At 59.4% G+C, this 18246-nt stretch carries 20 protein-coding genes; 14 read left to right on the top strand and 6 right to left on the bottom strand.

What is annotated here, in order from left to right:
- Positions 1–490 (top strand): helicase HerA-like domain-containing protein (locus OQK_RS17275; protein ID WP_157221905.1); only part of this gene is annotated, 490 nt, incomplete at its 5' end.
- Between the two features lie 91 nt (positions 491–581).
- Here OQK_RS17275 and OQK_RS17280 read toward each other — a convergent pair.
- Positions 582–1037, bottom strand: coding sequence for a DUF721 domain-containing protein (locus OQK_RS17280; protein ID WP_016773483.1), 456 nt, complete (start codon positions 1035–1037; stop codon positions 582–584).
- 308 nt (positions 1038–1345) lie between these two features.
- Here OQK_RS17280 and secA point away from each other — a divergent pair, with 308 nt between their 5' ends.
- From secA to OQK_RS17300, 4 genes are all read left to right on the top strand, one after another.
- Positions 1346–4087 carry a preprotein translocase subunit SecA gene (gene secA, locus OQK_RS17285; protein WP_038861039.1) on the top strand — a complete coding sequence of 914 codons (2742 nt, stop codon included), beginning with the start codon at positions 1346–1348 and terminating at the stop codon, positions 4085–4087.
- Positions 4088–4209: 122 nt separating this feature from the next.
- Positions 4210–5427: a bifunctional glutamate N-acetyltransferase/amino-acid acetyltransferase ArgJ gene (gene argJ, locus OQK_RS17290; RefSeq protein WP_016773485.1), complete on the top strand. Its 1218-nt coding sequence runs from the start codon at positions 4210–4212 to the stop codon at positions 5425–5427.
- Between the two features lie 180 nt (positions 5428–5607).
- On the top strand, positions 5608–6240 hold the full coding sequence (locus tag OQK_RS17295) for a glutathione S-transferase family protein (RefSeq protein WP_016773486.1): 633 nt from the start codon (positions 5608–5610) through the stop codon (positions 6238–6240).
- Entirely contained in the window at positions 6237–7184 is a 948-nt protein-coding gene (locus OQK_RS17300) for a Nudix family hydrolase (protein WP_016773487.1), read from the top strand. The genes OQK_RS17295 and OQK_RS17300 overlap by 4 nt, the downstream gene beginning before the upstream one ends.
- A gap of 49 nt (positions 7185–7233) precedes the next feature.
- Here OQK_RS17300 and OQK_RS17305 read toward each other — a convergent pair whose 3' ends face one another.
- The 3 genes from OQK_RS17305 to OQK_RS17315 are packed head-to-tail and all read right to left on the bottom strand — an operon-like array spanning position 7234 to position 10821.
- The gene (locus tag OQK_RS17305) at positions 7234–7818 is read right to left on the bottom strand and encodes a cob(I)yrinic acid a,c-diamide adenosyltransferase (protein ID WP_016773488.1); all 585 of its coding nucleotides are present in this window, start codon (positions 7816–7818) and stop codon (positions 7234–7236) included.
- 3 nt (positions 7819–7821) lie between these two features.
- Positions 7822–9858 carry a sensor histidine kinase gene (locus OQK_RS17310; protein WP_016773489.1) on the bottom strand — a complete coding sequence of 679 codons (2037 nt, stop codon included), beginning with the start codon at positions 9856–9858 and terminating at the stop codon, positions 7822–7824.
- 45 nt (positions 9859–9903) lie between these two features.
- Complete coding sequence (locus OQK_RS17315; protein WP_016773490.1) at positions 9904–10821, bottom strand: putative 2-dehydropantoate 2-reductase; 918 nt, start codon at positions 10819–10821, stop codon at positions 9904–9906.
- 140 nt (positions 10822–10961) lie between these two features.
- Between OQK_RS17315 and OQK_RS17320 the strand changes: the two genes are divergently transcribed.
- Both OQK_RS17320 and OQK_RS17325 read left to right on the top strand, forming a co-directional pair.
- Positions 10962–11447 carry a YajQ family cyclic di-GMP-binding protein gene (locus tag OQK_RS17320; RefSeq protein ID WP_016773491.1) on the top strand — a complete coding sequence of 162 codons (486 nt, stop codon included), beginning with the start codon at positions 10962–10964 and terminating at the stop codon, positions 11445–11447.
- Between the two features lie 152 nt (positions 11448–11599).
- Positions 11600–12442 (top strand): mechanosensitive ion channel family protein, encoded by an 843-nt coding sequence (locus OQK_RS17325; protein ID WP_016773492.1) that lies wholly within the window; start codon positions 11600–11602, stop codon positions 12440–12442.
- Positions 12443–12665: 223 nt separating this feature from the next.
- Here OQK_RS17325 and OQK_RS17330 read toward each other — a convergent pair whose 3' ends face one another.
- Positions 12666–14003 carry an OprD family porin gene (locus tag OQK_RS17330; RefSeq protein WP_016773493.1) on the bottom strand — a complete coding sequence of 446 codons (1338 nt, stop codon included), beginning with the start codon at positions 14001–14003 and terminating at the stop codon, positions 12666–12668.
- A gap of 76 nt (positions 14004–14079) precedes the next feature.
- Here OQK_RS17330 and OQK_RS30010 point away from each other — a divergent pair, with 76 nt between their 5' ends.
- From OQK_RS30010 to OQK_RS17340, 3 genes are all read left to right on the top strand, one after another.
- Complete coding sequence (locus OQK_RS30010) at positions 14080–14442, top strand: hypothetical protein (RefSeq protein WP_156045082.1); 363 nt, start codon at positions 14080–14082, stop codon at positions 14440–14442.
- Positions 14443–14893: 451 nt separating this feature from the next.
- Positions 14894–15319: an HIT family protein gene (locus OQK_RS17335; RefSeq protein ID WP_016773494.1), complete on the top strand. Its 426-nt coding sequence runs from the start codon at positions 14894–14896 to the stop codon at positions 15317–15319.
- 3 nt (positions 15320–15322) lie between these two features.
- Complete coding sequence (locus OQK_RS17340) at positions 15323–15529, top strand: SlyX family protein (RefSeq protein WP_016773495.1); 207 nt, start codon at positions 15323–15325, stop codon at positions 15527–15529.
- Between the two features lie 67 nt (positions 15530–15596).
- On the opposite strand, the gene OQK_RS31855 is transcribed toward OQK_RS17340, so the two are convergent.
- The gene (locus tag OQK_RS31855; RefSeq protein ID WP_016773496.1) at positions 15597–16199 is read right to left on the bottom strand and encodes a cold-shock protein; all 603 of its coding nucleotides are present in this window, start codon (positions 16197–16199) and stop codon (positions 15597–15599) included.
- 311 nt (positions 16200–16510) lie between these two features.
- Between OQK_RS31855 and OQK_RS17350 the strand changes: the two genes are divergently transcribed.
- The 4 genes from OQK_RS17350 to OQK_RS17365 all read left to right on the top strand — a co-directional run.
- Positions 16511–16981 carry a Dps family protein gene (locus tag OQK_RS17350; RefSeq protein WP_016773497.1) on the top strand — a complete coding sequence of 157 codons (471 nt, stop codon included), beginning with the start codon at positions 16511–16513 and terminating at the stop codon, positions 16979–16981.
- 181 nt (positions 16982–17162) lie between these two features.
- The gene (locus OQK_RS17355) at positions 17163–17501 is read left to right on the top strand and encodes a ribbon-helix-helix domain-containing protein (RefSeq protein ID WP_038861040.1); all 339 of its coding nucleotides are present in this window, start codon (positions 17163–17165) and stop codon (positions 17499–17501) included.
- A gap of 130 nt (positions 17502–17631) precedes the next feature.
- Positions 17632–17853 (top strand): FmdB family zinc ribbon protein, encoded by a 222-nt coding sequence (locus OQK_RS17360; protein ID WP_016773499.1) that lies wholly within the window; start codon positions 17632–17634, stop codon positions 17851–17853.
- Positions 17854–17951: 98 nt separating this feature from the next.
- A partial coding sequence (locus tag OQK_RS17365) for an OB-fold nucleic acid binding domain-containing protein (protein ID WP_038861041.1) occupies positions 17952–18246 on the top strand: 295 nt, incomplete at its 3' end.

Consider the following 18246-nt stretch of genomic DNA (forward strand, 5'->3'; position numbering starts at 1 on the left):
AGAGCAGAAATCTCTGCGCGCCGTGGCGGATGGCTTTCGGCCGAATCCGGCGTTCGACAGTCTGTCGGTGCTGACTGAGTTAGGTATTGGTGAGGCGCTGGTCGGCACGCTGACCGAGAAGGGCACGCCGGAAATGGTCCAGCGCGTGCTGGTGGCACCGCCGCAGTCGCGGATCGGCCCGCTGACCGAAACCGAGCGCACCGTGCTGATCGCCGGCTCACCGTTCAAGGGCCGTTATGACAAGCCGATCGATCGCGAGTCGGCCTATGAGATCTTGATGGGCCGCAAAGGGCTGGCGCCCGAGGCTGAGACACCAGCGGGCAAAGCGGCGGCCGAAGAGCCGAGCCTGGCTGACCGCGCTGGCGAATTCCTCGGCACGGCGGCAGGGCAGGCGCTGAAATCAGCGATGCGCCAGGCGGCCAATAACCTTGGCAAGCAGTTGGTGCGCGGGTTGATGGGGTCTCTGCTCGGAGGCAGCAAGCGCCGCTAAAAAGCAAAGATCGCAGCCTTCGGCAGCTCCTACAGTTGAAATGCATTCATTCTGTAGGAGTTGCCGCAGGCTGCGATCTTTTGCTTTTGCTTCAGGTTTTGCTTTTGGCATGCGCCGCCAACCGCTCCAGCGCCGCGCGCAATCCCGGATCGCTGATCCCGTCGGCCGTCGACTGAATCGTCTCCGCCGCACTGCTGGACAAATCCATGGTGTGTCCAACCGCCCGGTGCTGGATGATCGGCGGGCGCACGCTGAATTTGATCCGCGTCAGGTTGGCGAACTCTTCGAACAGTTGCAGCTGCCGCTGCAGGCGTTTCTGCTGATAGCGCAGGCGCGTTGCCCAATGGCCGTCAGTGACCACCAGCGACAGCTCGCCTTCGCGCCACTTGGCCACCCGGCAATGCTCGCGAGCGGCCGGTTGCAGCTGGCTTTCGAGCAGGCGCTGCAAATGCTCCAGACGCTGGGCATGGCCGAGGATGGCTTTCAGCGGTTTGGCTTCACGTAACAGAACGGCGGGTGCTCTGGCCGTGAGAGGGCGAAACGCCATGATCGAACACCTGAAGGAACAGAGGCGCCATGGTAGCAGAAAGCTGCGGAACCTCTGGGCCATTGCTTTTGTCCCTGATTTGCTCATTAAATCAACGCCTGACTTCTTTCCCCCGACGGGTTGAAGTTGAGCAAAACGCCCCTATTTTAAGTGAGCCCCGTCAAAGCGCAGTGCCAGCATCGTGGAACATCGCCACTTTCCTCACCACCGTTTCCGGGTAGAATGCTCGTTCGCATGCGGCCATGAGGGCTGCACGGGCGACTCACGGGGCCGCCCTCCATCCCTTTAGTGTGGAAGATCCTGCCGATATGTTTGCGCCTTTGTTAAAGAAACTTTTTGGAAGCAAGAACGAGCGTGAAGTCAAACGCATGCTCAAGACGGTGCAGCTCGTCAATGCCTTCGAAGAGCAAATGGTGGCCCTTTCGGACGATCAATTGCGCGCCAAGACCGCCGAGTTCAAGGCCCGTATCGCCAAAGGGGAAACCCTCGACAAGCTGTTGCCGGAAGCCTTCGCCGTCGCCCGCGAGGCTGGCAAGCGCGTGATGGGCATGCGCCACTTCGACGTACAACTCGTCGGCGGCATGACTCTGCACGAAGGCAAGATTGCCGAAATGCGCACCGGTGAGGGCAAGACCCTCGTGGCCACCCTGGGTGTTTACCTCAACGCACTGTCCGGCAAGGGCGTGCACGTTGTGACCGTGAACGACTACCTGGCCCGCCGTGACGCCAACTGGATGCGCCCGCTGTATGAATTCCTCGGCCTGACCGTCGGCGTCGTGACGCCGTTCCAGCCGCCGGAAGAGAAGCGCGCCGCCTACGCCGCCGACATCACCTACGGCACCAACAACGAATTCGGTTTCGACTACCTGCGCGACAACATGGCGTTCAGCATGGATGAAAAATTCCAGCGCGAACTCAACTTTGCCGTGATCGACGAAGTCGACTCCATCCTCATCGACGAAGCGCGTACTCCGCTGATCATTTCCGGTCAGGCCGAGGACAGCTCCAAGCTGTACATGGAGATCAACAAGCTGATCCCGCAGCTGGAACTGCACGTCGAAGAAGTTGAAGGCCAGGTCACCAAGGCCGGTCACTACACCGTTGACGAAAAGACCCGTCAGGTCGAACTCAACGAAGCCGGTCACCAGTTCATCGAAGAAATGCTCACCCGCGTCGGCCTGCTGGCCGAAGGCGAGAGCCTGTACTCGGCGCACAACCTTGGCCTGCTGACCCACGTCTACGCCGGTCTGCGTGCGCACAAGCTGTTCAACCGCAACATCGAATACATCGTCCAGGACGGTCAGGTCGTACTGGTCGACGAACACACCGGTCGTACCATGCCGGGTCGTCGTCTGTCCGAAGGCCTGCACCAGGCTATCGAAGCCAAGGAAGGTCTGAACATCCAGGCTGAGAGCCAGACCCTGGCCTCGACCACTTTCCAGAACTACTTCCGTCTGTACACCAAGCTGTCCGGCATGACCGGTACCGCCGACACCGAAGCGTTCGAATTCCACCAGATCTATGGTCTGGAAGTCATGGTCATCCCGCCGAACAAACCGTTGGCGCGTAAAGACTACAACGACCTGGTGTTCCTCACCGCCGAAGAGAAATACGCGGCGATCGTCGCGGACATCAAGGAAAGCATGGCCGCCGGTCGTCCGGTGCTGGTGGGTACCGCGACCATCGAAACTTCCGAGCACATGTCCGAGTTGCTCGTCAAAGAAGGCATCGAACACAAGGTTCTCAACGCCAAGTTCCACGAAAAAGAAGCTGAAATCATCGCTCAGGCCGGTCGTCCGGGTGCGCTGACCATCGCCACCAACATGGCCGGTCGTGGTACCGACATCCTGTTGGGCGGCAACTGGGAAGTGGAAGTCGCTTCGCTGGAGAACCCGACCCCTGAGCAGATCGCCCAGATCAAGGCCGACTGGCAGAAGCGTCACCAGCAAGTGCTGGAGTCCGGCGGCTTGCAGGTGATCGCTTCCGAGCGTCATGAATCGCGCCGTATCGACAACCAGCTGCGTGGCCGTGCCGGCCGTCAGGGCGATGCCGGTTCGAGCCGCTTCTACCTGTCGCTGGAAGACAGCCTGATGCGCATCTTCGCCTCCGACCGGGTGAAGAACTTCATGAAAGCCCTGGGCATGCAGCCGGGCGAAGCGATCGAGCACCGCATGGTGACCAACGCGATCGAGAAGGCGCAGCGCAAGGTTGAAGGCCGCAACTTCGACATCCGCAAGCAACTGCTCGAGTTCGACGACGTCAACAACGAGCAGCGTAAAGTGATCTATCACATGCGTAACACGTTGCTGGCCGCCGATAACATTGGTGAGACCATCGCCGATTTCCGTCAGGACGTGCTCAACGCTACCGTCAGCGCGCACATTCCGCCGCAATCGCTGCCAGAGCAGTGGGACGTGGCCGGTCTGGAAGCGTCGATCGAAAGCGATTTCGGCGTGAAACTGCCGATCCAGCAATGGCTCGACGAAGACGATCACCTGTACGAAGAAACCCTGCGCGAGAAGCTCATGACCGAGCTGATGGCGGCGTACAACGAGAAAGAAGACCAGGCCGGTGCCGAGGCGCTGCGCTCGTTCGAGAAGCAGATCGTCCTGCGCGTACTCGACGACCTGTGGAAAGACCACCTGTCGACCATGGATCACCTGCGTCACGGCATTCACCTGCGTGGCTATGCGCAGAAGAACCCGAAGCAGGAATACAAGCGCGAATCCTTCACGCTGTTCTCCGAGCTGCTCGATTCGATCAAGCGCGACTCGATCCGCGTGCTCTCGCACGTTCAGGTTCGTCGCGAAGATCCGGAAGCCGAAGAGCAACGCCTGCGTCAGGAAGCCGAAGCACTGGCGGCGCGCATGCAGTTCGAACACGCCGAAGCGCCTGGGCTGGATCAGCCGGAAGCGCTGGGTGAAGAGGTCGATGTGGCACTGGCCACCGCCGCTGCCCCGGTTCGCAACGAGCAGAAGCTGGGCCGCAACGAACTGTGCTACTGCGGTTCGGGCAAGAAATACAAGCATTGCCACGGGCAGATCCAGTAAAACCCGTTTCAATCGCTGAACACCCCGCGCCGCGACCGGCTCCTGCCGTCGCGGCGTTTTGCCATTTATCCCACCGTCCTTTCCCGTGGCGGTGCTGACATCATTGAGTAAGGAGCGCATTCATGGCTGTTGGTCTTGGTCCTTTGCCAACGTTGCACCCGGTTGCCGGTTTTGAACTCGGTATCGCCTCGGCCGGCATCAAGCGCCCGGGGCGCAAGGATGTAGTGGTGATGCGCTGTGCTGAAGGTTCGACCGTGGCTGGCGTGTTCACCCTGAACGCGTTCTGCGCCGCGCCGGTTATCCTGGCGAAAAAACGCGTACAGAACGCCGTGCGTTACTTGTTGACCAACACCGGTAATGCCAACGCCGGCACCGGGGAGCCTGGCTTGGCGGCTGCCGAGCGCACCACCGCTAAGTTGGCCGAGCTGACCGGCGTCGATGCCAGCCAGATTCTGCCGTACTCCACTGGCGTGATCGGCGAGCCGCTGCCGGTCGAGAAGATCGAAGGTGCGCTGCAAGCTGCGCTGGATGATCTGTCGGAGAACAACTGGGAAGCCGCCGCCACCGGCATCATGACCACCGACACGCTGCCCAAGGGCGCCAGCCGCCAGTTCGAGCATGACGGCGTGACCATCACTGTCACCGGCATCAGCAAAGGCGCCGGCATGATTCGCCCGAACATGGCGACCATGCTGGGTTACATCGCCACCGATGCCAAAGTCTCCCGCGAGGTGCTGCACAACCTGATGCTCGACGGCGCGAACAAGTCGTTCAATCGCATCACCATCGACGGCGACACCTCGACCAACGATTGCTGCATGCTGATCGCCACTGGCAAGGCCGCGCTGCCTGAGATCACCCGCGCTGAAGGCGAGCTGTTCGCCAAGCTGAAACAGGCGGTATTCGAAGTGTGCATGGACGTCGCCCAGGCCATCGTGCGCGACGGCGAAGGCGCGACCAAGTTCGTCACCGTTGAAGTGAATGGCGGCGGCAATCATCAGGAATGCCTGGACGTCGGTTACACCGTGGCCCACTCGCCGCTGATCAAGACCGCGCTGTTCGCCTCCGACCCGAACTGGGGCCGTATCCTCGCTGCCGTGGGCCGTGCCGGCGTGCCGGATCTGGACGTGAGCAAGATCGACGTGTTCCTCGGCGACGTGTGCATCGCCAGCCGTGGCGCTCGCGCCGCGACCTACACTGAAGCCCAGGGCTCGGCGGTGATGCAGCAGGAAGAAATCACCATTCGCATCGAACTGGGGCGCGGCGATTGCAGCGAAACCATCTGGACCACCGACCTGTCGCATGAGTACGTGAAGATCAACGCTGAATACCGTACTTGATTCAAGGTGTGGGAGTGGGCTGCCGGCCTCTTCGCGGGCAAGCCCGCTCCCACAGTGATTGCGGTCGTTCACAAATGCCGTGTACACCACCAAAACCTGTGGGAGCGGGCTTGCCCGCGATGACGGACGACCAGACGCCAGACATTCTGGATTGTTTCCCTGACGAAAAGGCGCCACACCATGTCCCTGCACCTGATCATCGGCGACAAACTGCTTTCCTCCTGGTCCCTGCGTGCGGCACTGGCGCTGGACCTGACCGGCGCACCCTACAGCGAAGAGCTGATCAAGCTCGGCAAGCCCGACACCCGCGAGCGCCTGCTCAAGCATTCGCCGACCGGCAAGGTGCCGCTGCTGCAAACCACCCGTGGCACCATCGCCGATTCGCTGGCCATCGCTGAATATCTCGCCGAACAGTTTCCGTCCGAGCAACTCTGGCCGAGCGATACCTTTGCCCGCGCCCAGGCCCGCTCGGCCTGCGCACAAATGCACAGCGGCTTCTTCGCCATGCGTAACCACATGCCGTTCAACCTGAGCCAGGACGCACCGCTGAACCCGGTGCCGCCAGAAGTGAAGGTCGATATCGAACGCATGCTCGCGCTATGGGCCGAATGCCGCGCGGCAGCCACGGAAGAGGGGCCTTACCTGTTCGGTCGTGTCAGCCTTGCCGATGCCTTTTTCGCGCCGATCGCCGTGCGCTTGCGCACCTATCAGGTGAAGCTGCCGGCGGTCGACGAAGCCTATGTTGAAACCGTCTACCAATGGCCCGCCTTCAAAGCGTGGCAAAAGGCTGGACTGGAGGAATTGAACCCGTGAAACGCGTCCACGTCGCCGCAGCCGTCATTCGTGACGGCGCCGGCAAAATCCTTATCGCCCGCCGTGCCGACACCCAGCATCAAGGCGGCTTGTGGGAATTTCCCGGTGGCAAGGTCGAGGCTGACGAATCAGTCCAATCGGCACTGGCTCGCGAGCTGCATGAAGAGCTGGGCATCGTCGTTGATGCTGCCCGCCCGCTGATCAAGGTTCGCCACGATTACCCGGACAAACAGGTCTTGCTGGATGTCTGGGAAGTCTCGGCGTTCAGCGGCGAACCCCACGGCGCTGAAGGCCAGCCACTGGCTTGGGTCACTGCCAGGGAATTGATCGACTATGAGTTCCCGGCGGCCAATCAGCCGATCGTCGCGGCGGCGCGCTTGCCTGCCGAATACTTGATCACTCCGGAGGATCTGGAAGGCCCGGCCTTGTTGCGCGGCATCCAGAAAGCGATTGCCGGCGGGATCAAATTGATCCAGCTGCGCGCACCCAACGGCTACGACCCGAAATACCGTGATCTGGCGGTCGACGCGGTGGGCCTGTGTGCGGGCAAGGCACAGTTGATGATCAAAGGGCCCTTCGAATGGCTCGGCGATTTCCCGTCTGCCGGGTGGCACATCACCGCTGCGCAACTGCGTAAATACGCGGCGGCTGGGCGTCCGTTGCCGGCGGAGCGTTGGCTCGCGGCGTCGTGCCATAACGCCGAAGAGCTGGCGCTGGCCGAGCAGATGGGTGTCGACTTTGTCACCCTGTCGCCGGTGCAGCCGACGCTGACGCACCCGGATGCACAGCCGTTGGGGTGGGAGCAGGCGGGGGCGTTGATTGACGGTTTCAGTAAACCGGTGTTTCTACTCGGTGGAGTAGGGCCGGCGGAGCGCGAGAAGGCTTGGGGTGTTGGGGCTCAGGGTGTGGCGGGGATTCGGGCGTTCTGGCCTGATCCAGTGTAAGGGCTGCTTGCCCATCGCTGGCTTGCCAGCGATGGCGGTATATCAGGCGCTACTTTCCTTCAGGTTTCGCAGCCGGCTGCCACAAAATCTCCGCCACCCCTTGCCGCCGCGCAATCAACCGCGCCACAACAAACAGCAAATCCGACAACCGATTGATATACGCCAGGCCAACCCCGGCCAATGGCTCAACCGAGTTCAAATGCTGACAGCGGCGCTCGGCACCGCGCGCCAGACTGCGGCAGACATGTGCCTGCGCAATCAACATCGAACCACCCGGCAAGATGAAGTTTTCCAGCGGCCCCAGCTCTTCATTCCACACATCGATCGCCGCTTCCAGTCGCTCGATTTCAGCCTCGTTCAACGCCTGATATTCCGGCATCGCCAGTTCACCGCCGAGGTCGAACAGGCGATGCTGACACGGCGCCAGCACTTCGATGATTTCATTCAGCCCCGGATGCACTGCGCGCTCGGCGAGCAAACCGGCGAGCAGCACGCCGACCTGACTGTTCAGCGTATCGACCTCGCCGATCGCCTCGATACGCGGATGATCTTTTGGAACGCGACGGCCGTCACCGAGGCCGGTTTCGCCTTTGTCGCCGGTGCGGGTGTAGATCTTCGACAAGCGAAAGCCCATGGGTTACCTCGGTAGTGGATTGGTTTCGGTGGTCAGCGGCGCAGGTTGCGCCAGCGGCAGACGCAGGGTGAAGCAAGTTCCCTGGCCGGGCGCCGACTGCACTTCCATCTGGCCCTTGTGATTGTTGGTGATGATGAAGTACGACACCGACAGGCCCAGGCCGGTGCCTTGGCCGATTTCTTTGGTGGTGAAGAACGGCTCGAAGGTACGCTTGCGTACGTTCTCGCTCATGCCGATGCCGTTGTCCTCGACCTGAATCTCGGCCCACGGCGGATTGAGCCTGGTGCGCAGAATGATCCGGCCCGGCTCGCTGTCGTCTTCGCGCTGATGAATCGCCTGCGCGGCGTTTTTCAGCAGATTGAGCAACACCTGTTCCAGCTCGTTGGCGGTGCCCGGCACCGGACCGAGGGCAGGGTCGAACTGACGAATGATCGCCTGGCCCTTGAAGTCGAAGCCGATGGCCAGATCGAAGTCGTTACCGGCGATTTCCACGGCTTGATCAATCAATGCCGGCAGATCGCACGGCGCCATTTGCCGAGTGCTGCGGCGGCTGAAGCTGAGCATGTGCGTGACGATTTTCGCCGCGCGGGCGCCGGCCTGTTGAATGCCGTCGAGCAGTTGCGGGACTTCGCGGCCTTGCAGGTAGCGGTTCACCGTGTCCAGTTCGATGCCCAATTGTTCGGCGGTCTCGATGTTCTTCGGCAGATCCGCCGACAGACGCCGACGAATGTTCTGCACGTTGTGCAGGATCGCGCCGAGCGGGTTGTTGATTTCGTGGGCCATGCCGGCCGCAAGGCCACCGACCGAGAGCATTTTCTCCGACTGCACCATCATTTCTTCCAGCGACAGACGCTGAGTGATGTCGTCGATACGGATCACCACGCCACGCCCGGCCCCGCCCATCAGTGGGTAAAACGTCAGCGCGTAATGCTTGGGTTCATCGTCCTTGAACCACGTCACTCGGTCGACTTTGGCCACGGTGTGCTGTTCGACAGTGGCCTTGAGCTGCGGCAAAAACGGCTTGAGCGGTTCGAAGGCGAGGAAGATCGGCTGATTCAGCGCCTCGTCCAGGCGTGTCCCGGAAAGTGCGCTGGCCTCTTGGTTCCACTGGGTGACGTAGAGCTGCTCGTCGAGGGCGATCAGCGCCGACGGCATCGAGTCGATGATACTGTTGAGATAATTCTGGAAGCCGGTGAGCTTCTTCTCGATCTTGCTGCGCACCTGGACTTCCAGCTCCAGTTTGCGGTTGGTGTGGCGGGTTTCCTCGGCCAGCCCTTGCGCCTGATCGTAGGCGGCCTGCGAGTCGTCGCGTGCGCGTTTGAGTTGCTGCTCGCGGGCTTCGATGCGCGAAAGCATGGTGTTGAACGCCTCGGCCAGACTGCCGATTTCGTCGTGGTTGCCGCGCGCGGCGCGCAGGGCGTAGTTCTCTTCGCGGGTGACCTGGCGGGACAATTCCTCAAGCTGATGAATCGGCCGGGTAATCAGACGTTTGATCTGCCGGGCAATCACCAGCCACAGCAGTACGCTGAAGATCAAAATGCCGAGGCTGGCGGTCAGAGTGCCGGTGTAGAACGCCATCGGCAGTTCGCTGCTGGCGACCAGCAACAGATGCCCCGGCGCGGCACCGGGGCGTGGCAGGGTGATCAGTTGATTGCTGCGAAACTCGGTGAGTTGCCACGCTTCGACGTGGCGGTAGCGCTCGGGGAGGCTGAGTTTCTCGCCGCGCTGCACTTGCGCCAGGCGTTCGCCCTTGCCGTCGTACAGGGCGGCGGCGCGCAGCGGTGAATAACTGTCGAGTTCCTTGAGCAGGCGCTCGGCGCTGCGCGGCGACTCCAGCGCATCGCTGACCAGACTCGGATTGGCGATCAGCCGGCCGATGGTCTGCAGGGCCTGAGGCGCCATGCTTTCCTGAGAAATGTAGTAGGCGGCGCTGATAAAGGTCAGGTTGGCGACCAGCAGAACCGTGGTCAACAACACCAGCAGGGCAGCCAGCAGTTTCTGGCCGACCGGCAGGTTTTCAAGGCGCTGGCGCAATGGCATCAGGTTTATCGCAGCAGGGGAACAAGTCGTCAGCCTAGCGGCTGCTCAGTCGCTGGGCAATCCACGCTTGTGCAGATGCGCCACCAAACGTTGCTGCAACTGCTGCAGATGCGGCAGATGCAACTGATGGCGCTCGGCAACTTTGCAGGCGTGGCCCAACAGATAGCTGATCTCGGTGCGGCGCTGGTTGGCGACGTCCTGATACATCGAAGAGTAATTGGCGGCGGTGGCGTGGATCACTCGTTCGACTTCCGCTTGCAGATTGTCCGCCGCAGCAGGTTGGCCGCAGCGTTCGAACAGTTCGGTCAATTCAGCACAGAGTGTGGCAACTTCGCAGTGATGCTCGCTCAGCCCGCCGTTACGGCAGTTGTGCAACACGGTCAGCGGGTTGATCGCGCAGTTCAGCGCCAGTTTGCGCCACAGGCGAGTAAGGATGTCGGCGCTCCATTCATGGGGAATGTTCGCCGCTTGCAGATCGTCCAGCCAGACCGGCGCCAGCGGATTCGCGCCATCGCCCAGCCAGTTGAAACCGTGACCGGCAAACACCACGCGCCAATCGCCATCGCGGAACGCGCCCTCGGTGCTGGACGCGCTGATGCAGCGCGCTTGCGGCACCCGCGCGGCGACGGCGTCCTGACTGCCTAGGCCGTTCTGCAGCAGGATCAGTTCGGCGTCCGGAGCGAGGCGGGAAGCGAGGCGGGCGACGGCCTCTTCGGCGTCATAGGCCTTGCACGCAACCAGCAATCGGCGAATCGGCTCGGGGCTGTCCGGGGTTTCGCCGGGAACTGCATAGGTATGAGCTTGTCCGTTTTCTACCAGGGTCAAGCCGCCCACTGCCTCGTAGCTGTGCAAGCGCGCCGCATCGCGCAGGATCAGGCGCACCGGCAAGCCGGCGCGAGCCAGACGTGTCGCCCAGAGTGTGCCGAGGCTGCCGGCGCCAAGTACGTGCCAGGTGGTCGACATCAGTTTTTTGCTCGATTGCTTGCAGGCATGTGCGGCTCGCCGTATCGGTAGGAAAAGACCCGTTATAATGAGCCCGATTTTAACCGCAAGCCAAGCGCGCTCCATGCACATCGAGCGCGCCTTTTTATTGGAGAGATTACATGCCGTCGTTCGACGTGGTATCCGAACTGGACAAACACGAACTCACCAACGCGGTCGAGAACGCCGTGAAGGAACTCGATCGTCGTTATGACCTGAAAGGCAAAGGTAGCTTCGAGTTCAAGGAAAAAGACCTGACCGTCAGCCTCACCGCCGAAGCCGCTTTCCAGCTCGAGGCGATGATCGAAATCCTCAAGCTGGCGCTGACCAAGCGCAAGATCGACGTGCAATGCCTCGAGGTCAAGGACGCCTACGCTTCGGGCAAGCTGATGAAGCAGGACGCCATCCTCAAGGAAGGCATCGACAAAGAGCTGGCGAAGAAGATCGTCGGCCACATCAAGGAAGCCAAGCTCAAGGTCCAGGCCGCCATTCAGGGCGAGCAGGTGCGTGTCACTGGCAAGAAGCGCGACGACCTGCAGGAAGCGATCGCGGCCCTGCGTGCCAAGGAATTCGGCATGCCGCTGCAGTTCAACAACTTCCGCGACTAAGCTTGGTCTGAAGGCTATGTGGGAGCGAGCCTGCTCGCGAATGCGGTGTTTCATTCAGCGAAAAGTTGACTGACACGCCGCATTCGCGAGCAGGCTCGCTCCCACAGTTGTTTTGAATACACCCCGGGAAGCCGGAAATCAGGAGATAGAACATGGATTTGAATGCGGAAGTGGACCACCTGGTCAAGGCGTCCCAGGCGTGGATCCCGATGATCATGGAATACGGCAGCCGCGTGCTGCTGGCAGTGATTACCTTGGCCATCGGCTGGTGGCTGATCAACAAGGTCACGCAAAAACTCGGCGGTCTGCTCGCTCTGCGCAATGCCGACCTCGCGCTGCAAGGCTTTATCAGCAGCCTGGCCAACATCATTCTCAAGGTGTTGCTGATTGTCAGCGTCGCGTCGATGATCGGCGTCGAAACCACCTCGTTCGTCGCGGCCATCGGTGCTGCCGGTCTGGCGATTGGCTTGGCCTTGCAGGGCAGCCTGGCCAACTTCGCTGGCGGCGTGCTGATTCTGCTGTTCCGCCCGTTCCGCATCGGTGACTGGATCGAAGCCCAAGGTGTAGCGGGTACCGTCGACAGCATCCAGATTTTCCATACCGTGCTGCGTACCGGCGACAACAAGACCATCATCCTGCCCAACGGCAACCTGTCGAACGGCATCATCACCAACACCAATCGTCAGCCAACCCGCAAAGTCGTGTTTGATGTCGGCGTGGATTACGAAGCGGATCTGCAGAAGGCCCGTCAGGTATTGCTGGATCTGGCCAAGGATCCCCGCGTCATGCAGGACCCGGAGCCACAGGCAGTGATTTCGACATTGGGCGACAGTTCGATCACTGTTTCCCTGCGCGTATGGGTTAAAACTGCGGACTATTGGGATGTGATGTTCATGTTCAATGAACAGGCGCGAGATCGTTTGAAGGCTGCGGGCATTGATATTCCATTTCCGCAGCGAGTTATACGCGTAGTGCAGGAATCTGCCACGCAGTAATCGTCTTTGAAGTTGGCTTGGCAGTCAGCAACAAATATAAAACCCGAGCAGTGTGCACACTCTCGGGTTTTTTTTGGCGCGATAAAACTATGCTGGCTAATAAGTAGTTGGCTAATGTTTTTTCTGTTTGATCAGTTATTCATCCATAAAAAAACGCCCTCCTGATTCAGGAGGGCGGTTTTGTTAGAGCAGAGCTCTACAGTACGTCAGCTTCGCATCCTTATTAGAGGATGTTCAGTGGGTACTCGATGATCAGACGGGTGTCGTTGTTATCAGACGAGTAACCGCTGTAGGCACCGTTGGAGCGGTACATGGCGTAACGCAGACGGAACGACAGGTCTTTGGCCGGACCTTCCTGAACCACGTACTTGGACTCGGCGTTCCACTCGTTCTCTTTACCTTCACCCAGACCGTTGGTGGTGATGTGGTCACCCATTACGTAACGGGTCATGAAGCTCAGGCCAGGTACGCCGTAAGTTTTCATGTTCAGGTCGTAGCGAGCTTGCCAAGAGCGCTCGTCGCGGCCCACGAAGTCGGAGATCTGAATGGAGTTGGCGACGAAGATGGTGCTGTTGCCGTCAACGCCATAGTAGTAAGCGTTGTCACCGCTGGAACGCTGGTGAGCGAGGGTGAATTTGTGGGCACCGATGCTGTACGCAGCAGCCAAGGACCACAGGTTGTTGTCTACACCGGTGGTGCCATCGCCAATTGCGTCAACCAGATCACCGCGGCTGTCGCCTTTGGTGTGGTAGCCGTTGAAGTCGAAGTTCAGTGACTGCTCGTCGTTGATCGGCAAGGTGTAGTTCAGGTTGACGTAGTACTTCTTGAAGTAGTCGTCAGCGTCGGAAGCGGCCAGTGCACCGGTGAAATTGTCGGTGAACGAGTAGCTGGCGCCGAAAATGTTGATGCTGGTCAGGCCTTTGCCGCCATTGCCATCTTCATCCGGCAGACCACCGATGCTGTCGCGGCCCATGCCGGTCTGCTTGCTCAGCGCTGTGAAGCGACCTGCGCTCAGTTCCAAGCCTTTGATCTCTTTGGAAGTGATCAGGGTACCGGTGGCGACTTCTGGCAGCAGACGGCTGTCGTCAGTGGCGAAAACCGGGCTGGCAACGAATTGCTGACCGTATTTCAGAACGGTGTCGGATACGCGGAATTTGACTGCGCCGCCGACCTTGCCCTGGGATTTCTCAGGGTTGCCATCGCTGTCGTTGGCGAACAAGCCGTTACCACGACGACCCGAACCGCCGTCCAGTTTTACCGAACCCATGGCCATGGCGTCGAGACCGAAGCCTACGGTGCCTTGAGTGAAGCCCGACTCGTAAGTCAGCAGTTGGCTGAGACCGCTATCCTGGCGATAGCCACTTTTGAAAGTGCCGTCACCGTTGGAAACGTTGCCCGCGCCATTTTTGTAGTCGCGGTTCATGTATTCGAAACGAGTCTTCAGTTTCAGGCTCTGATCTTCCAGGAAACCTTTGGCTTCATCCTGAGAAGACGCCATTGCGAACTGCGAGGTGCCTGCTGCAACAGCCAGGGCGATCATGCTCCACTTCATCACGCGCATCGTGATTTGCTCCTTTGGTTTTTAGAAGAGTACTGCCGTCCCACCTGTTTTATTATCTGGGCGGCTCTTTCTTTTTGTGTCGGCGCAAACTTATATCACGCCGACATTGTTGGCGATACTTGCGAAATCAACCTTTCAGCTTCTTTACGGCGTTGTCGCAGAAGGAGCGCTGGATGTCGCAAATCCACAGTACCGATGCAACCGGGCTGACAACTTTATCGCTGTTTCCGGGCCTTTTTGCATCGCTAAAAAAGAGTCCCTGGCAAAACACTTGAATCTCCATCGGGCAACCCTGCCACTGTTTTTATTGGCTTCAGGCGACCACTTCCAGTGGTGCGCTTATAGTCCATACCTTTACGAATGCAACAAGCGTGCACAAACCGCAAAAACGCTGCGGTTATTTTTCTGTGTGCAGCTCTCAGATGTGAAAACCTTGTGAAAACGGGGTCTCGGGGCTGTTTTGTTACGGGCTTGACGACGATCCCCCAATGGTGTTGCAACGCACCAAAGCCGCGCAGGACAACCAAAAACGTTACCGGTTCACCCCGCGTTGAGTATTTGGCGGATGCCCGACCCACTGAGCGTAGACGTGTTGTGCAGTTTTGGTGCAAAAAAATCACAATCGGGCCCAAGTAAAACTGGCGCCGCCCGATTCGAGGGTCGACAGATCAGGGGTTTTCATGCGGATCTTCACGTCAAGGCTCATGTCCGGGGCTGTATTGGTGCGTCGGCGAGATAAATGTCTTATGTCGGCGCGCTTACTGAATTACTGTCGGAGGGAAGCGTGAAGCCCGCTGCATTCGCAGGTATGCTGCCGTCCTGTCGCTTGGCGCGCTGCTTTCACGGCGCCGCCGCTAAGCTGAGTCATAGGATCAGCGGGAGTGCTCACAGTGTTTGCTTTGGATTCACGACTTCAACAGGACGCCCTGGTCATCGGCGACTTTCCGTTGTGCCGGCTGTTGCTGTCCAACGACAGCAACTACCCTTGGTTCATACTGGTACCTCGTCGCGAGGATATAAGCGAGTTGTTTCAGTTGGATGTCGCCGATCAGCAACAGCTATGGCGGGAAACCACCACCCTTGCCGAGTTACTCAAGGATTCGTTCGACGCCGACAAGCTGAACGTGGCAACCCTGGGTAACGTTGTCAGTCAGTTACACATGCATGTCATTGTGCGTAAGCGTGACGATGCCGCCTGGCCGGCGCCGGTCTGGGGCAGGCACCCGGCCAAGCCGTACAGCGCGGAACAGGTAGCAGCCATTCGCGAGCGCTTGCGTCTGGTGCTGACCGAAGAATTCACCTTTGTGGAGGGCTGAGTCATGAGCCTTGAAGAACGCGTTACCGATCTGGAAAGCCGTCTGGCCTTTCAGGATGACACCATTCAGGCTTTGAACGATGTGCTGGTGGCCCAGCAGAGAGTCATCGAGCGCCTGCAATTGCAGATGGAAGCGCTGATCAAGCGTCACGAAGAAATGGTCGGGCAGTTCGGTGCTTTTGAAGAAGATGCGCCACCGCCGCATTATTGAGCCATTCGGCAGGCATAAAAAAACCGCGGACAGCCAGGCTGTTCGCGGTTTTTTTTTTTGCTTTGGATCAGCGACGCGGCAGAGCGGCGATCACGTCCTCGGCTTGCAGGCCCTTGTCGCGGTTCATCACCGAGAACTCGACGCGCTGGCCTTCGACCAGAACACGGTGGCCTTCGCCACGAATGGCGCGAAAGTGCACGAAAATATCATCGCCGGAATCCCGGGAGATAAACCCGAAACCCTTGGAAGTGTTGAACCACTTCACGGTGCCGGTATCGCGATTGCTCATGTCATAGGTAGTCGGCGCAGCGGCCGGTGACGATTTGTAGAAGCTGACAGCCAAATGCAGCAGCACGGCAACCAGGGCGATCACCAGGCTGAACAACACCGCCGGCTGGCCAGCGATGACCGGCATCGGCGCGATCAGGGTCAAAGTTTGCAGGACGACAGTCAGTACCAGAAGGGCGCTGACCAGATTTTGCAGATGCTGGCGCGGGCCTTTGTTCCAGTAGGGAATTACTGGAGCGATGACCAGGTTCAGCAGGCCGAAAAAGGCCAGGTAAAGTGCATCGGGCTGTTGCAGGTAAGGAACGGCTTCGGCTTTCAGGCTGGGTATGAACGACAGCAGCAAGGCTGCTGCGCCCATTAGCAGGTGGACGATTTTCAACATTTTGATTGGCTCACGTTATGACGGCTCACAAGGAAGAGCTGAAGGCGCACGGTTCGCTTCAGGACAAAATAAGAGGCGGTGGACACGTACACGGCATCAGCCTATGCGCAACGCCCCGGAAAATAGGGCATGGCGACACACTGCCTATTTAACAGCAAAGCCTGCGGCTACTCAAATCAGCCCGGCCAGCGGCAGAGAAACGGTCGATTTGTCGCAGTCAGATCACGGATTGATAGCTGCGAGCGGGCGCTTGCCTTGCTAAAGTGGGGCTGAACCTGCTGGATGAATTCAATCACTGTTAGGGGGTAAGCATGGCAATTGATATCGGTATCAGTGAAGAAGACCGCAAATCCATCGTCGAAGGGCTGTCGCGGCTGCTGTCGGACACCTATGTGCTGTATCTGAAAACCCATAACTTCCACTGGAACGTCACCGGCCCGATGTTTCGCACGCTGCACCTGATGTTCGAAGAGCAATACAACGAGCTGGCGCTGGCCGTCGATTCGATCGCCGAGCGTATCCGTGCGTTGGGCTTCCCGGCGCCGGGTGCCTACGCGACCTACGCGCGTCTTTCTTCTATTAAAGAAGAAGTCGGTGTACCGAGCGCCGAAGACATGATCAAGCAATTGGTCGAAGGCCAGGAAGCGGTGACCCGTACCGCGCGCGGTATCTTCCCGCTGCTGGACAAGGTCAGCGACGAGCCGACCGCCGATCTGCTGACCCAGCGCATGCAAGTGCACGAGAAAACTGCGTGGATGCTGCGCGCGCTGCTCGAGGAATGACCCGGCCGCTGCGGACGGCGTGAGGTCGTCCGCATGCTCTCCAGACTCTTACCGTTGTCGTTGGCTTATCCTACGAGGCTGGTCAACAAGTCGTATGGCGCTAACTTTGTCACTGGGTTTTTATGAAGGCGCAGGATGTTGCCTTATAAATCAGCAGTCATGGCAAAGGAGTGTCAACGCTATGGTAGAAGGAGACAGGCGAAGCGACAGGATGTCGGCTTCGCGGCACGTAATTAAAGTCGACCCGTTTGTCAGCGAGTTCGACATGAATCTGATCCGGCCGTTGTCGCGATCGATTCGCCTCAACGGTTTTGCGACCTGCCTGCGCCTGGAGCAGGTCTACTGGAATATTCTCGGCGGCATGGCCGAGGACAATCATTGTTCGGTCAGCACACTGTTATCCCACGTTGATCGCGAGGTGCATCTGCGTTACGGCGGGGTGAAGAATTTCAGTGCGCTGGTACGGGTGGTTTGTGTCATGAACGGGATCAAAGATCTCGCACCCGCCGTTTCGCGCTGAAACGGCGGTTGCAACGAGGTTGCAGGCTGTGCAGCGTTACGGCTGCACAGCCCGCATTTAATCGATATAATCCCGCGCTTTCGCCGCAAAGCCCTGCGCGCGGCAGCAATCTGATCGCCGAGACACCTCCATGCCAATGTACGATTACCAATGTGCTTCCTGTGGTCATCAGTTGGAAGCCATTCAGAAGATCAGCGACGCACCGTTGGTCGATTGCCCTGCCTGCCAGGCGCCCGAACTGAAGAAGCAGCTGTCCATGCCGGGTTTTCGCCTCAGCGGCAACGGTTGGTACGAGACCGACTTCAAGACCGGAGCCAAGAAGAATCTGGCCGGTGGCGACAAAGCTGACTAGGGTTCCAACCCTGAACGAACGACACGCGTGAGTTTCCGCCCTGCTTGATCGCGGCCGGATCTCCACCGAATTTCGAATTACGAGAAGCGAACCACACCATGATGCGCAGCCACTATTGCGGCCAACTGAACGAAAGCCTGGAAGGCCAGGAAATTACCCTTTGCGGATGGGTTCACCGTCGCCGCGACCACGGCGGGGTGATTTTCCTCGACATCCGTGATCGTGATGGTCTGGCCCAGGTGGTGTTCGACCCGGATCGCGCCGAGAGCTTCGCCGCTGCCGATCGCGTGCGCAGCGAATACGTCGTGAAGATCACCGGCAAGGTGCGTCTGCGTCCGGCCGGCGCGACCAACGCCAACATGGCCTCGGGCATGATCGAAGTGCTCGGTTATG

The sequence above is a fragment of the Pseudomonas sp. R62 genome (assembly GCF_000257605.1).
Lineage (GTDB): Bacteria > Pseudomonadota > Gammaproteobacteria > Pseudomonadales > Pseudomonadaceae > Aquipseudomonas > Aquipseudomonas atacamensis.